Genomic DNA, 14,123 nt, shown 5'->3' with positions numbered 1-14,123 from the left:
CCGCGCCCCTCAGGGGGCGCCCGCCGCGCTGGCATCGCGCCGCACCAGCTTCGCCAGATTGTCCAGCACGTCGGCCAGGCTGCGCCGCCGCCCGGTGTCGATCGAGACGGTCGCCGTCACCCCGGCCCGCAGCGGCGGCTCCCCGGCGAAGGGCTGCAGCCGCACCCGGACCGGCAGCCGCTGCACCACCTTCACCCAATTCCCCGAGGCATTCTGCGGCGGCAGGATGGCGAATTCCGCCCCCGTGGCCGGGCTGATGCTCTCGACCTCCCCCACCCAGGTGACCTCGGGGTAGATGTCCAGCACCACCTCGACCCTCTGGCCCACCGCCACATGGGTCAGCGTGGTCTCCTTGAGGTTGGCCTCCACCCAGGGCCGCCGGTCGGAGACCAGGGCGAAGACCGGCACCGCCGCCCGCACCTGCTCGCCGCGCTGCAGCCGCATGTTCACGACGGTGCCGCCGATCGGCGCGGTGATGGTGGTGCGCGCCAGGTCGAGCGCGGCGCGGTCGCGTTCCGCCAGCTTCTCCCGCACCGAGGGGTGTTCGTCCACCGCCAGCGCCGGGTCGCCCTTCAGGGTGGTCAGCAGCCGCAGCATGCGCTGGCGCAGCACGTTGATCCGCTCCCGCGCGACCTGCGCGTCGCTGCTGGTCTCCTCCACCCGGGTCGCCGGCGCCACGCCGCGGAGCGCCAGGTCCTGCTGCCGGCGCGCCTGGCGGTGGAGGTAGTCCGCCCGGCTCTCGAGCTCGCCCAGCTCGCTGCGGGTCTCGTGGTAGGTGGCGCGCGCCGTCTCGACCAGCACGCGGGCGGTATCCAGCTCCGCCTCCGCCTTCTCCAGCGCCAGCGCGAAGGGCGCGGGGTCGATCCGCAGCAGCAGGCCGCCGGCCTCGACCCGGCTGTGGTCGCGGACCGCGACTTCGGCGACGCGGCCGGCGACCTCGGGCGCGATCTGCACGATATCGGCGCGGACATAGGCATTCTCGGTGGTGATGGTCCGCCCCCCGGCCTGCCAGACGAAGGCCGCCCCGACCACCGCCAGGGCCGGCACCACCATCAGCAGCAGCAGGCGCAGCAACCCCCGGCGGCGGGACGGGATCATGCGGGGGCCATCGCGGTGAGGCTCCCCTTCACCCGCCCTAGCATGTCGGTCAGCGCCAGCCGCTCGCCCGGTGCGAGGGAGGCCATGGCATCCTCCAGCAGCGTCTCGGCGATGCGGCCCATCTCGGCCTGCACATCCTCGGCCTCGGGGGTCAGGAACAGCCGCTTGACCCGCCGGTCGGCCGCATCCGGCCGCCGCACCACCCAGTTCTTCCGCTCCAGCCGGTCGATCATGCGGCCGGCGGTCGGCCGCTCCACCTCCAGCATCTCGGCCAGCTCGGACTGGCTCACCCCCGGCCGGCGATAGAGCAGGCTGAGCACCAGCCATTGCGACCGCGTCAGCCCGATCCGCTGCACCCGGCGGTCGAAGGCGGCCCGCATCATCCGCGCCACGTCCGAGATCAGGAAGCCGATGCTGCGGCGGTCATCGAGCGGCATGGGGGAGCGACACGGTGAAGGTCCCGCCGAAATTGGGTACCCAGGTCACTATCACCCAGGCACTATTCGTCAAGGCACCGAACCGGTCGCATGTCCGAAAGCGCAACGCTGCTCGACCTGTCGCTGACTCGCCGGATCCTGATCCTGGCCTCGGTCGTGCTCGGCTCGACGCTCTATGCCACCACCCTGCTGGTCGCCTCCACCCTGCTGCCGCAGATGCAGGGCACCATGGCGGCGACGGCGGACGAGATCGCCTGGACGACCACCTTCAACATCCTGGCCACCGCCATCGTCACCCCGATGACCGGCTACCTGGTGACGCGCTTCGGCCGCCGCCGGGTGATGCTGGTCTGCGTCAGCGGCTTCACCCTCGCCACATGGCTGTGCGGCCAGGCGGATTCCCTGGAGACCGTGGTGCTGTGGCGCATCCTGCAGGGCGGCATCGGCGCCCCGGTGATCCCGCTGGCCAATGCCATCGTGCTCGACAGCTTCCCGCGCCGGCAGGCCGGGCTGGTGAGCTCCATCTTCGGGATGACGGTGGTGCTCGGCCCGGCCATCGGCCCGGTCTTCGGCGGCATGCTGGCCGAGGCCTACAACTGGCGCTGGGCCTTCTACATGATCGTCCCGGCCGGGGTGCTCGCCGCCGTCGCGCTCCGCCTCACCCTGCCGGCGGACCGGCCCGGCATCCGCATCCCGCTCGACTGGACCGGCTTCCTGGCACTCGCCACCGCCATCGCCTGCGTGCAGCTCGTGCTGTCCCGCGGCCAGCGGCTGGACTGGTACGACAGCCCCGAGATCATCCTCGAGACCTGCCTCGCCGTGCTGGCCTTCTACGTCTTCCTCGCCCATAGCCTGACCACGGCGCGGCCCTTCCTGAACCTCGGCCTGCTGCTGAACCGGGACTACGCGCTGGGGATGGTGCTGGTCTTCATTTACGGGATGGTGAATTTCACCCCGATCGTGCTGCTGCCCTCGCTGCTGCAGCAGCATGCCGGCTATCCCGACAGCATCATCGGCGTGATCGTCGGCTACCGCGGCATCGGCGGCATCATCGGCTTCGCCAGCACCCTGCTGATCGGCCGCTGGGACCCGCGGCTCGGCATGGGGATCGGCTTCGGCCTGCTGGTGGTCTCCGGCCTCTGGCTCGCCAGCCTCGACCTCAACGTCGGGGTGGAGGTGCTGCTGCTGAACGCCGTGCTGCAGGGTGTCGCGGTCGGCATCATCTGGGTGCCGCTGACGGTGATGACCTTCCGCAGCCTCGAGAGCCGCCACATGGCCGAGGCCATGGCGCTGTTCCACCTGCTGCGCAACATCGGCTCCAGCCTGTTCATTTCGCTCAGCGTCGCCGAAATCATCCAGGCCACGACGATGAACTACAGTCGCATGACGGAGCTGGTCACGCCCTACAACCGGGTGCTGACGACACCTGGCCTGATGGGCGGCTGGACGATCGAGACGCTGCCCGGCCTCGCCGCGCTCAGCCGGGAGATCAACCGGCAGGCCGCCATGATCGGCTATGTCAACGCCTTCGGCATGTACACCCTGGCCTCCGCCGCCGCGATCCTGCTGGTGCTGCTGGCCCGCCGCCGGCCGCGCCCGGCTTGATCGGGAACGGGCGCCGCCCTGTCCGGCCAGGCCTATTGTCATTCAAGTTTGGTATGGAGAGATGGCTTCAACGGCGCGGGCACTGCCTCGAGTTTATCCGGCAAGTCTCGCACCAAACGTCGTTCGGCAAGCCTCGCCAGGTGGCGGGACGGACGCTCAACGCAGTGGAAGAAAAGCGGCGTTGCGAGAACAGCCAGCAGGGCGCCACTGACCACGATGGCCCAGTCTGGCAACCTTCCATAAAGCAGGCACATCCAAGCGACCATGATCAACGAATGGATGAGGTAGAGGCTGAAGGAAACCTGCCCAAGCCACAGCAGGGGACGCCAGCGCAGGACTTGCTGGAGGCGCCCTGGCTGCTGCGCCAGGACAATCAACAGCACCGATGCCAGGTAGACGGCCAGGTCAGAGGTCATGCCGACCAGCATGACGATTCCGATTCCAGTTGCGATACGCTGCTCGCGCGAGAGCACGGGCACCTGTCCTGCCAGTGCTAGCGCCGCACCACTCGCGATGCTGAGCGAGAAATAGACGGTGGCGACAATGGAGCCGTGCAGCTCGGGGCCCAGCATGATGAAATTTTCACCGGCGCTGAACATCGCCCCGAACCCCGTCGCGGCCGTCGCCAGGGCCAGCAACAGCGATATCCGATGACGGAACAGCAGCACCAGCGGCAGCAGCAACGTCAGCCGCCACTCATGGGCCAAGGACCAGAGAACATTGTTCAGCCGTGTGGGGTCCTGGTTGGTTTGCAGCAAGGCCACTTCGCGCAGAACGGCGGCGACATCCGGTGGCTTGCTCCAGATCGTCAGCGAGCGGTTGAGGAGCGGTCCCTGCAGCAGCGCCGGGTCGGCGACCAGATAATAGAGCGAGCAGGACAGCACGACCGAGGCGGTGACCGGTATCAGAAGACGCACGCAGCGCTGTGCCGCGAAGGCCAGCAGGCCCGGCGAACCGCTTTTCAGGAGCGCCCGCGTCAGCACGTAGCCGCTCAGGACAAAGAAGAAGAGCACCGGACCCCGTCCGAACTCCAGAACCCGGAACGGGGAGAAGTTGAGGAGGATGTGGATGGCGCGACCTGTCACCGTGCCATCGGTCAACTCGAACGGTCGGAGCATCTCCAAGGCATGATGCACCACCACCACGAGAGCGGCGACGCCACGGAGCGCATCAAGCTCTGGCAGCCGCGATCCATGGACCGCGGCGGCGTGGTTCAGGGTGTTTGCCATGGGCGTTCAGACCTTGCCCGACTGGAATACGGACAGCGGCAAGGGTGGTGTCGCGCTTACGGCAGACAGGGCCTCGTCCACGCTCTCAGCGCAGACCAGACCCAGCAGACAAGCGCTGAGCAGACGAATTTCCATAACTGAATGGCACCGAGCATGACGGAGTTCACACGCGTTCACCCACTCTCTCCAAGGAGAAAGTTTTTGGGCGTTCAGAACCAACCTGGGGTCGGCCTGTTTCAGCGGTGAACTATGGTGGCGTCATGCCCTCGCAGACTGGCAGCAAGACGTGTGAAAAGATAGACACAATGTCGCTTGTCGGGTGACCGCCTCCACCTCCTCGCTGTGGGGTGAGTTCAGCCGGTGCAGTCCGATGGGTAGCACCGGTGCGGGAGGCAGGTTCGGTCGGGCCAGGAGTGCTTGGCGCAGATCGAGGCACATGCGGCGCTGATCCTCCGCCTCGTCGACGCGAAGTCTGACATGATGCTATGGGGGATCGAGGCTGAGTTGGCTCAGCTTGGTGTTTCGGCCGGCATCGGCGCGGCACGCTGTGGCGCTTCTTCGACCAGCGGCAGATGACGCGCAAAAAGATCGCCCACGCCGCCGAGCGGGATCGCCCGGACGTCCTGAAGCGGCGCTGGGCCTGAGTCGAAGCCCAGCCTTACCTCGACCAGGACCGCTTGGTGTTATCGATGGTTAGGGCTCCGCCTTGTACGGGGCCTTGACCAACATGGCCGGGCGCCCCGGGGCAAGCGGCTGCGGGCCGCCATTCCAAATGGCCATTGGCTGACCACCACCTTCGTCGCCGGCCTGCGCAACACCGGCATGGTCGCACCGATGGTGCTTCGAAGGGCCGATCAACAGCTTCTTCTTCCAGGACTACGTGGAGCAGGCGCTGGTGCCCGAACTCCGCCTTGGCGACATCGTCGTGATGGACAACCTCGGTAGCCACAAGGCCTCAGGTCCAGCCATCGAGTCCGCAGGCGCAAGCCTGCTCTGCCTTTCAACCCATAGCCCCGACTTCAACCCAGCCGAGCCGGCTTCCGCCAACTGGAAGCCGCGCTCAGAGCGGCAGCCGAGCGCAGCCTCGACGGGCTCCGGGCTACCATCGGCACGTCATCGACACCATCGCTCCAGCCAAATGGGCCGAGCTTCTGAGCTGCCGCAGCTCTGTCGCTCGCCCCCCCGACCAAGAGCGTGCCTTCCTTCGGCGGCGCCGTGTCATCGATCACCAGGGCCGCCCGCAACCCGCCCACCAGCTGCTCGATTTCTCTACGAGCTTCGGCGTCCAGGTCGGTACGACCACAAATGGGTTGGTTCTGTGACAGCCTAAAAAATCGCCGGATCACCGTGCCGGAGCAGCGGCCAGTTGGCATCCTTCTCGGAGATGGTACTGACCGGCAACGGCCATTCGATGCCGAGCGCCGGATCGTCGTAGCGAAGCCCACCCTCCGCCCCCGGCGCATAGAAGGATGACACAAGATAGGTCACCTCAGCATCATCGGTCAGGGTGAGGAAGGAATGGGCGAAGCCGGGTGGGACATACAACTGGCGCTGGTTGACCGCACTCAGCTCGAAACCTTCGTGCCGCAGGTAGCTCGGGGAATCGCCGCGCAAGTCCACGATCACATCGAAGATGGCCCCGCGGATGCAGCGGACCAGCTTCGCCTCGGCGTGCGGCGCCCGCTGGAAATGCAGGCCACGCAGGGTGCCGGCCTTGGCGGAGGCGGACATGTTCTGCTGCACGTACTCGGTCGCCAAGCCATGCTTGGCGAATTCCGTCTGGCACATCGTCCGGGCGAAATGGCCGCGCTCGTCGCCCCGCGGCTCGAGCGCGATGAGCCAGGCATCCTTGAGTGTGGTCGAATGGAAGATCATGTAGCAACCTGCATCATGGAAGCCGGTTGACGGGCGAAGTGAGTCTCCTGCTCGGCATAGAGCGCATCGACCAGGCGGCCGGGCGGGATCTCGACATCGGCGAAGGTCAGCACGGCATCCTTCGCCACCGGCCGCGCCACCCGACAACCGAGAGCGAGGCCGAGAGGCAACAGGCGGTCCTGCGTGATGATCTCGGCATTTTCGGCGACGCCGTAGACATGGTAGCCGCCGAATTCGGTGATCTCCTCGCCCGGCGCGAGGTCGGTCTTGGCGACTGCGATCACCCCCACCTCGGGCCCTGCCCGCGGCGCCAGCACCGCATCGCCGAAAAGCACGGCGCGCGCGATGGAGGTCGGGACCTCGAAGTGGCACAGGTGATAGGGCGTGGTGAAACAGAAATACGGGCCGGTGCCGAGCTTATAGAGATTGAGGAAATGCCGCTGGCGCGGGTCGTCATGCGTGCCGAGCACGAAGACGCCAGGGCCAGGGCGTGCGCCAACGACGTAATCCACCAAGCCTGGCCCGCCGCGGTCGAGGTGCTCGGCGAAGGCGGCAACGGTGTCCTCGACTGGGGTCAAAGGCGCGCCGGGATCGCCACCGGAGAAATCCGGCCCGAGCATGCCGCGTCGCGCGACCTTGAAGCCGGTGCCATTGGCCACGATCGCCTGTTCATAGGAGATCTTGGTGCCATCCGCGAAGGAGGCGACCATGGCCGGCTTTTGGCCCCACTTCTCGGCGAAGCCTCGCTGCGTCGTCGGGTTGCGGTAGGGGTCGTGCAGGCCCTTGATGTTGCCGCACAGCACCGGCGTCACGCCGAGGCTCTTGACGAAACGGTAGAGGTTCATCTGAACGCCGGGCTGGTCGCCATCGGCGAAGCTGTAGATGACGCCTGCCGCATCGGCACGCGCCTTCAGGATCGGGCCGACGGTACCATCCAGCTCGGCGTTCATCTGGATGACATGCTTGCCGGCCTCGATCGCGGCGAGGACGACCTGCGCCGCATACTCGATCGAACCGGTGACCTCGACCACAACATCGATGCCGTCGGCGCTGGCGAGCCCAGTCGCATCCTCGGTCACCACCGGCTGCCGCAGGGCGATGGCCGTCTCGATGGCGATGCGGCTGTCGCAGCGCTGCGGCGTGATGCCGAGCACGGTGAAGGCCTCGATCGCCTTGGCGATGTGCCGATTGGCAAGGGCGACGACTTCCATGCCCGGCGTGGCGGTGACGATCTGCCGGACGATTGCAGCACCCTGGAAGCCCGCACCGACGATACCCACCCGGATCGGGCGTCCCTCCGAATGCCGTCGCGCCAGTGCCGTATCAACGATGATCAAGCGACAGTCCCTCTCACTCTCGTCAGCCCAGCCCAGGCCATTTTACCAGACCTTCCATGGTGCGCCAGCAGCCCACTGGGCTTCGAGAACCTGCTTGTCGCGCAGCGAGTCCATGCTCTGCCAGTAACCGGTGTGCGTGTAGCTGCCCAGCCGGTTGGCCTTCACCATGCGCTCCATGGGTTCCGCTTCGAAGACAGTCTGATCGTTGTCGATCAGGTCGAAGACCTGCGGCTCGCACACGAAGAAGCCGCCATTGATCAGGCCGCCATCCGTCGAGCCCTTCTCGCGGAACCCGAGGACCTGCTTGCTGCAGTCGCTCACCCGCAGCGCGCCGTAACGGCCGGGCTGGGTCACCGCGGTCAGCGTGCACCAGGCATCGCTGGCCGCATGGGCCTTGATGAGTTCGGCGATGTTCACGTCGCAGACGCCATCGCCATAGGTGAGACAGAAACGCTCCTCGCCCAGCACGTGGCGGGCGCGGCGGAGCCGGCCGCCGGTCATCGAATCGGCCCCGGTGTTGAGGACGGTGACGCGCCAATCCTCATCGACGGACTGCAGCCACTCCACATTGCCGGTCTTCAGGTCTATCGAGAAGTCGCAATGAGAGCTTTGATAGCGCAGGAAGTACTCACGGATGTACTCGACCTTGTACCCACCCAGGACGACGAAGTCCTTGAGGCCGTAGTGCGCATACATCTTCATGATGTGCCACATGATCGGGCGGCCACCGATCTCAACCATCGGCTTGGGGCGAATGGATGTTTCCTCGCTGAGGCGCGTTCCAAAACCGCCAGAGAGCAGAGCGACTTTCACGGGTGGCTACTCCTTCGCCGAAAACGGGAGGGCTGCGGGCTCATTGCCAGGAGAGGCTTTGCGACAGGCGGCCGGCCGCAATATGCTCCTGCAGTACCTGCAGCCGCATGAGGGGCGACTGTCGGAATTCCGCGTCGGCGAAGCGCATCGACCGCAAGCCCTCGACCAGCTGGCGGATCGATTCGGCCAGCGTGACCTGCGGCTGGTGGTCCGGCGCGAGGGCGGCGAAGCGGGCAAAATCCACCTTGTAGGATCGGCTGTCGGCCGGTGCGGAGGTGTTGATCTCGACCGTGGTGCCGGGCACCGCGGTCGCGACGGCATTCGCCAGATCCTTGACCTGGTAGTTCCGGTCGTCCGAGCCGGCATTGACCGTCAGGAAGCGATTGCCGTCCTCGACCTTGCGGATCACCGCCCATTCGATGGCGCGCGCCATGTCCGCGACATCGATCAGCGGCCTCCACGGCGTACCGTCGCTCAGCACGCTGATCTCGCCGCGCGTCAGGGCGCAGGCGACGAAGTCGTTCAGCACCAGGTCCAGCCGCAGCCGGTCGGACATGCCGCAGGCGGTGGCGAAGCGCAGGCAGGTGATGGCCATGTCGCCCTCCACCTGCGCCAGGGCCTGCTCCGTGCCGATCTTGGACGCCGCATAGGCGGTGACCGGGTTCAGCGGGTCCTCCTCGCGCCGTGGACCGCCCGTGGCCACGCCATAGACGCTGCAGCTCGACGCGAAGACGAAGTTGCGGACGCCGGCCGCAGCGGCGGCATGACCGATGCGGGCGGAGGCGTCCTGGTTGATGGCCTTGGTGACGGCGGCGAAGCGGTTGCCCATCGGGTCGTTCGATACGGCGGCGAGGTGGACCACGGCGTCCTGCCCCCGCAGCATCTCCATATCGAGCTCGCGGACATCTCCGAAAGTCTGCCTGTCGAGCAACGATTCCGGCAATATCGCACTGCCGGTCAGGCAATGCCCGAAGTAAGCATTGTCGTGCCCGTGGATATGAGCATCAGGAAACCGAGTCCGAAGCCGCCGGACGACGGCGGGGCCGACGTATCCCATGTTACCGGTGATAAGTATTTTCATCGTTAGTTCTCAGAATTGTTGATGCGACATGTTCGGGAAATCATCGGACGGTACGGTTTCGCCATACTCTGCTGTCATTTGGCTGAAACTGCTCCTTCGACACGTTGCCCGACTGCCGCTGCCTTGTCTGAAAGCACGGTAACATCGCCCACGACAGGGGATAAGTAGCGTTTCCGTGCAATTACTGATTGCATTTCATAAAGACAAAAGCTCCTGGTGATATGCCGCCCCGTCACCGACAATGTCGTGTCCTGCCCACGATGCCGTGAAGCAGAAACGATGCCATTTTTAAGGACCGTTGTAGACGTCAATCCAACCCGCTGACTTCGTTGAGCTTTGCTTGATTGAGTGGGCGGAAAGAGCATTAGCGGGTTGTTGCAATTCGTAGCCTGAATCCCCCATCCGTGATTCGCTATTAACGCAGTCGGATGGGGTGGGAATGCAGCGGTGGCTGGCTCCTTGTTCACCCATGTCGACCGTGCGAAGCGGGTGCGTGCCGACCATCCGCTTCGGGTGATCCGAGACGTGATGAATGCCAGGCCGGCGGGACTCGATCCCGCCGGAGCGGCAATCGATCGAGCGGACCGAGTTCGGCATGCTGTTCCGCTGGTCCGTCGGGCTCGGCGTGGATCACCCGGTGTGGGACACCACGACCTTCACCATGAACCGCGACCAACCGCTCGAGGGCGACCTGGCCTTGAAGGTCCTGGCCAGGGTGCTGGCACAGCCTCGGGTCAAAGCGCTGCTCTCGACCGCGCACGGCTCGGTGGACGGCACGCTGCAGGAAGCCTGGGCCAGCCCCAGGTGCGTCCAGCCGAAGGACGGCTCCGCCCCGCGACCGACGCGGTGGGCAACGGCGAGCAAGGCTTCGTCGCTGAACTCCGCGACATCAACGTCACCCCGCCTATGACATCAGCCTGCGCATCCGGACGCGGATCGAGGAGGCATTCGGCTGAGCCAGGACGGTGGCCGGGCTGCCCAAGGTCGACTGGAAGCTCACCCTCGCCATGGCGGCCTAGAAGCTGGTCGGGCTGCCGAAGCTGCTGGCGGTGACCGCGTGACGCCTGGAGTCCGGCCCGCTTCAGCGGGCCCGCTAAACATGGACTTTTCGACACTCCCAATTCCGGAATCAACCAGTCACAAGCCGTTATGCATTCACGCCTCACGCACGGTTGAGGATCGTTGCATGGCCAAGTCTAGTATCTGATATAAGTTACGAATTCACACGAGATCTGCAAAATGCCTGCACGAACCACGGCGGTACTTTTCCAGACCCATTTCTTCGACAAGTGGGCGGAAAGGGCTTTTGCTCGATTGCGGAAGCAGGCCGCACCGGGTTGCACGTTCTTTGTCCTGATCCGGCTTGATGCCGACGCGCCGGTCCCTGAACGACTGCGCCGCGTGCCGCATCACATCGTCCGGACACCGGATCTGCACGCCCTGCCTTATCCGCAGAAAGCGGTCGCAACGCCGGGCTGGAACCTCTGGCACGATGGCCATACTGACCTCATTCTCATGCATTTCTGCCGGGCCCATCCGGATTACGATTTCTACTGGCAGGTCGAGTACGATGTCGCCTTCAGCAGCAGCTGGCATCGTTTCTTTGCGGCCTTCGAAGATGACCCCAGCGACCTGCTGGCCACCGTTGTCTATCGCCGCCGCGATCACAAGGAATGGCTGTTCTGGGATTCGCTGGTCACGACGGACGAGACTCCGGACGACAGCCAAGCCCTGCGCAGCTTCATGCCGATCTTCCGTGCCTCCGGCGCTCTCGTGCGCGCGATGGATGCCGCCTACCAGAAGGGTTGGGGCGGACATCTGGAATGCACCTGGGCCACGATCGCGTCGATGCGCGGACTGACCGTGGCCGACATCGGCGCGGAGGGCGAGTTCACCGCGGCGCACAACCGCAAGCGCTTCTACTTCAGCACCCCATTCGACATGTATCTCTGGCCCGGCAGCATGGCCTTCAAGCCAACGCTCTTTCGGACCGGGTCCACGCCGGACATGCTGTGGCACCCGGTCAAGCCATTCTGGCTCTGGATCGAGGTCCGGCAGACCCTGTTGATCTGGCGTTCGCGGGCGGCGTCGGTCCTCCGGGAACGTGCTCCGGCCTTGCTGCCGGCCCGCTGGCGCATGCCGGGCAGTTTCTCGGCGCCCAAGCCAAAGGCGCCCACCTCAACCCGGCCGCAGGGCACGAACTGACCATCGCTGTTCCAGGTCTGCCGTCCCGGAGTGGGGTGGTGCGTTCGTCCATGCCTACGACGTCGCCGGGCACCTGAAGGCGCGGCGATGGCGAACGCCGTTCCGGGCCATCCGCGACGCCTGGACCGAAAAGCCGCCGGGCTTCAGGATCAACCCGCGTCACCTCATCCCGGGACCGCACAGCGGGCCATGCCGCATCAGCTCCCCGCCGCTACGTGGTCGCGGCCGCGCGGGAATTGCACCACCACCACCTCCAGCCCGGCCTCGCCGGCCACCGCCGCGAAGGGCGGCTCGTCCGGGGCGACGAAGGCGCAGGACAGCGGCGGCAAAGCCTCGCCCGCCGGCGTCCGCAGGCTGCCCGCCGTCACCACCCAGAACTGGCCGTCGCCGCCGGCGGGGTCGGGCCCCTCCAGCGCCGCGCCCGGCGGCAGCCGGTGCCGCCAGGCGCCCATGCCATCGGGTGCGGCGGGGATCAGCGCCTCGGCCGCCGCCGCGTCGGGCACTGACGCCAGCGGCGCCGCCGGCTCGGCGAAGGCGTCGCGGAAGCGGCGCCGCACGCCGCGCAGCTCCTCCCGCGCCGCCGGCAGGTAGCGGGCGCCGCGGTCGTAGCCGTTGCGCAGGGTGAAGTACTGCAGCCCCGCCGCGCCGGCGGTGATCGGGCCATAGGCGCTGAAGGCGTTGCTGTAGTGCACCGCGACCGGCTCGACCGGATGGCTGCCGAGCCGGCCGTCGCCGGCCACCACGATCTGAAACTGGTTGGCCTCGTGGAAATGCGTCGCCACGACCGAGCCAGGCGGCTGCTCCACCAGGAAGGCCATCGGATAGACCGCCGCCGGGTTGTAGCGGTTGGCGCCGATGAAGGTGGTGAGATGCGCCGCCACGCCGTTCGAGACGATGGGCCGGCGGCTTTCGCGCGCGACCTCGACCGGTGCCAGTATCGCCATGCCTGTTCCTCCCCTACCCCTGCTGCCGGATCGGCGGCCCCGTCAGGCCGCTTGCGCCGCGGCGGGCGCCAGCATGGCCTCGAGCCGCGCCAGGAAGGCCGCGGGCGCCAGCGGCCTGCCGCCGGCCGCCGCATGGCGGGCCAGGCAATCCGCGATCTTCGCCTGCATCTCCGCCTGGGTCGCCGGCCGCGCCGGGGAGCCGGGGATCGGCCCCGCCTCGCCCCGCGCGATCTCCCGGCCCTCGAGCGTCACCGCCAGCCGCGCCGTGCCGTGCTCCAGCCCCTGTGCCCCATCCGCCGGCACCGGCTCCTCGATCACCCGCACCCGGGCCATGCGCGCCGCCGCCTCCGGCCGGGCCACCGCCGCATCCTCGAAATCCGCCAGGCCGAGGCTGCCCTGCCAGAACGCCACCGCGACGGTGTACTCGGCGGAGAATTTCGCCTCCAGCCCGGTGCGCGGCAGGCTGTCGCGCAGGGGCTGCAGGCCGCCGGCCGGGACGAACAGGGTCAGCGCGGCCTCGGCCGGCGGCGGTGCGTTCAGCGGCGCCCGGGCGTCGAGCGCCGCGGCGACCAGCCGGTGGGTCGCGTAGCAGCAGGGATAGAGCTTGCGGGCGATGCTGCCCGGGCGCGCGTCCAGCGCCACCGCGGCGCCCCGCGCTGTCGCCCCGGCATCGCCGCCGTAGAGGTCGAGGAAGCCGCCCACCGCGAAGACATCCGCATCCGCGGTCAGCCCGGCCTGGGCCAGGGTCGCCGCCCGCACCGCCGCCGCGGCGGCGAAGCCGGCCTGGGCGGGCTTCGCCATGGCGCCGAAATTCCGCTGCAGCCCGCCGGACTGCGCCGCGGCCAGCGCCAGCGCCTGCCGCGTCGCCAGCCGGTCCAGCGCCAGCAGATGCGCCAGCGCCGCCGCCCCGGCCAGCGGGCCGATGGTCGAGGTGGCGTGCCAGCCGCGCCGGTAATGCGCGAAGCCCAGCGCGCGGCCGAGCGCGGCATTCACCGCGATGCCGATGGCGAAGGCCGGCGCCAGCCGCGCGGCGGGCAGCCGGCCCTCCGCCTGCATCGCCAGCAGCGCCGGCACCAGCACGACGGAGGGATGCGAGGTGCTGTCGAGGTGCACGTCGTCGTAGTCGAGCGCATGGCCCGCTGTCGCGGTGATCAGCGCCGCATGCTCGGCCGAAGGGGCGAAGCCGCCATCCAGCAGCGGTGCCGTGCCGCCGCGCCAGGCGCCGGCCACCGCCCGCGCCACCGGCTCGAACCAGCCGGCATGGGCACAGGCCAGGGTATCGGCGAAGGCCAGCAGCACGTCCTGCCGGTCCCCGGCCGAGAGCGGTGGCGGCGCCGCGACCAGGTCGCACACGCGCTCGGTCAGCCCTGCGGCCATGGTTTCCTCCTGCTGGTGGCCGAGCATGTCCGCAGCCTCCCGGCCATGCAAGCCGCCCGGCCTTGTCCGCCCCGGGCCCGGCCCCTAGGGTCTGTGACCGGACTCAGCGATGCGCAAGTTGA

The 14,123-nt window shown here is 67.5% G+C and carries 13 protein-coding genes and 1 pseudogene; 5 read left to right on the top strand and 9 right to left on the bottom strand.

Translation table 11 applies throughout. The annotated features are described in order from the left end of the window. Positions 1-9: 9 nt before the first annotated feature. Positions 10-1,098 carry an HlyD family secretion protein gene (locus QWZ14_RS09145; RefSeq protein ID WP_290316327.1) on the bottom strand — a complete coding sequence of 363 codons (1,089 nt, stop codon included), beginning with the start codon at positions 1,096-1,098 and terminating at the stop codon, positions 10-12. Next, positions 1,095-1,535, bottom strand: a complete 441-nt coding sequence (locus QWZ14_RS09140; RefSeq protein WP_290316326.1) for a MarR family winged helix-turn-helix transcriptional regulator — start codon at positions 1,533-1,535, stop codon at positions 1,095-1,097. The genes QWZ14_RS09145 and QWZ14_RS09140 overlap by 4 nt, the downstream gene beginning before the upstream one ends. Positions 1,536-1,625: 90 nt before the next feature. Here QWZ14_RS09140 and QWZ14_RS09135 point away from each other — a divergent pair, with 90 nt between their 5' ends. Next, complete coding sequence (locus tag QWZ14_RS09135) at positions 1,626-3,140, top strand: DHA2 family efflux MFS transporter permease subunit (protein ID WP_290316325.1); 1,515 nt, start codon at positions 1,626-1,628, stop codon at positions 3,138-3,140. 38 nt (positions 3,141-3,178) lie between these two features. On the opposite strand, the gene QWZ14_RS09130 is transcribed toward QWZ14_RS09135, so the two are convergent. Then, positions 3,179-4,369, bottom strand: coding sequence for an acyltransferase family protein (locus QWZ14_RS09130; RefSeq protein ID WP_290316324.1), 1,191 nt, complete (start codon positions 4,367-4,369; stop codon positions 3,179-3,181). A gap of 417 nt (positions 4,370-4,786) precedes the next feature. Between QWZ14_RS09130 and QWZ14_RS09125 the strand changes: the two genes are divergently transcribed. Together QWZ14_RS09125 and QWZ14_RS31960 are read left to right on the top strand one after the other, a co-directional pair. Next, complete coding sequence (locus QWZ14_RS09125; protein WP_290316322.1) at positions 4,787-4,945, top strand: hypothetical protein; 159 nt, start codon at positions 4,787-4,789, stop codon at positions 4,943-4,945. A 277-nt stretch (positions 4,946-5,222) separates the two neighbouring features. Next, a complete protein-coding gene (locus QWZ14_RS31960) occupies positions 5,223-5,699 on the top strand; it encodes a transposase (protein ID WP_353959295.1) in 477 nt (158 codons plus the stop codon). Here QWZ14_RS31960 and rfbC read toward each other — a convergent pair. The 4 genes from rfbC to QWZ14_RS09105 are packed head-to-tail and all read right to left on the bottom strand — an operon-like array spanning position 5,696 to position 9,475. Beyond that, the gene (gene rfbC, locus QWZ14_RS09120) at positions 5,696-6,244 is read right to left on the bottom strand and encodes a dTDP-4-dehydrorhamnose 3,5-epimerase (protein ID WP_290316321.1); all 549 of its coding nucleotides are present in this window, start codon (positions 6,242-6,244) and stop codon (positions 5,696-5,698) included. The genes QWZ14_RS31960 and rfbC overlap by 4 nt on opposite strands. After that, positions 6,241-7,581, bottom strand: a complete 1,341-nt coding sequence (locus QWZ14_RS09115; protein WP_290316320.1) for an NAD(P)H-dependent oxidoreductase — start codon at positions 7,579-7,581, stop codon at positions 6,241-6,243. The genes rfbC and QWZ14_RS09115 overlap by 4 nt, the downstream gene beginning before the upstream one ends. Positions 7,582-7,623: 42 nt before the next feature. Continuing rightward, the gene (gene rfbF, locus QWZ14_RS09110) at positions 7,624-8,394 is read right to left on the bottom strand and encodes a glucose-1-phosphate cytidylyltransferase (protein WP_290316319.1); all 771 of its coding nucleotides are present in this window, start codon (positions 8,392-8,394) and stop codon (positions 7,624-7,626) included. A gap of 40 nt (positions 8,395-8,434) precedes the next feature. After that, complete coding sequence (locus tag QWZ14_RS09105) at positions 8,435-9,475, bottom strand: NAD-dependent epimerase/dehydratase family protein (RefSeq protein WP_290316318.1); 1,041 nt, start codon at positions 9,473-9,475, stop codon at positions 8,435-8,437. 414 nt (positions 9,476-9,889) lie between these two features. Between QWZ14_RS09105 and QWZ14_RS09100 the strand changes: the two are divergent. Both QWZ14_RS09100 and QWZ14_RS09095 read left to right on the top strand, forming a co-directional pair. Further along, positions 9,890-10,316: pseudogene (locus QWZ14_RS09100) on the top strand (transposase); the annotation flags it as partial. Between the two features lie 398 nt (positions 10,317-10,714). Then, entirely contained in the window at positions 10,715-11,680 is a 966-nt protein-coding gene (locus QWZ14_RS09095; protein WP_290316317.1) for a hypothetical protein, read from the top strand. A gap of 197 nt (positions 11,681-11,877) precedes the next feature. On the opposite strand, the gene QWZ14_RS09090 is transcribed toward QWZ14_RS09095, so the two are convergent. Then, complete coding sequence (locus QWZ14_RS09090) at positions 11,878-12,624, bottom strand: hypothetical protein (protein ID WP_290316316.1); 747 nt, start codon at positions 12,622-12,624, stop codon at positions 11,878-11,880. 42 nt (positions 12,625-12,666) lie between these two features. Beyond that, complete coding sequence (locus QWZ14_RS09085) at positions 12,667-14,028, bottom strand: MmgE/PrpD family protein (RefSeq protein ID WP_290316315.1); 1,362 nt, start codon at positions 14,026-14,028, stop codon at positions 12,667-12,669. Positions 14,029-14,123 lie beyond the last annotated feature (95 nt).

Origin of the sequence: Paeniroseomonas aquatica, from assembly GCF_030409335.1 — a bacterium.
In the GTDB taxonomy this organism is placed as follows: domain Bacteria; phylum Pseudomonadota; class Alphaproteobacteria; order Acetobacterales; family Acetobacteraceae; genus Belnapia; species Belnapia aquatica.
This window is presented reverse-complemented; position numbering and strand designations above follow the sequence as displayed.

Bases quoted from the DNA above. Each gene is read 5' to 3' on its own strand.
- QWZ14_RS09145 (WP_290316327.1), bottom strand. From the start codon at position 1,098: ATGATCCCGTCCCGCCGCCGGGGGTTGCTGCGCCTGCTGCTGCTGATG.
- QWZ14_RS09140 (WP_290316326.1), bottom strand. From the start codon at position 1,535: ATGCCGCTCGATGACCGCCGCAGCATCGGCTTCCTGATCTCGGACGTG.
- QWZ14_RS09135 (WP_290316325.1), top strand. From the start codon at position 1,626: ATGTCCGAAAGCGCAACGCTGCTCGACCTGTCGCTGACTCGCCGGATC.
- QWZ14_RS09130 (WP_290316324.1), bottom strand. From the start codon at position 4,369: ATGGCAAACACCCTGAACCACGCCGCCGCGGTCCATGGATCGCGGCTG.
- rfbC (WP_290316321.1), bottom strand. From the start codon at position 6,244: ATGATCTTCCATTCGACCACACTCAAGGATGCCTGGCTCATCGCGCTC.
- QWZ14_RS09105 (WP_290316318.1), bottom strand. From the start codon at position 9,475: ATGAAAATACTTATCACCGGTAACATGGGATACGTCGGCCCCGCCGTC.
- QWZ14_RS09095 (WP_290316317.1), top strand. From the start codon at position 10,715: ATGCCTGCACGAACCACGGCGGTACTTTTCCAGACCCATTTCTTCGAC.
- QWZ14_RS09090 (WP_290316316.1), bottom strand. From the start codon at position 12,624: ATGGCGATACTGGCACCGGTCGAGGTCGCGCGCGAAAGCCGCCGGCCC.
- QWZ14_RS09085 (WP_290316315.1), bottom strand. From the start codon at position 14,028: ATGCTCGGCCACCAGCAGGAGGAAACCATGGCCGCAGGGCTGACCGAG.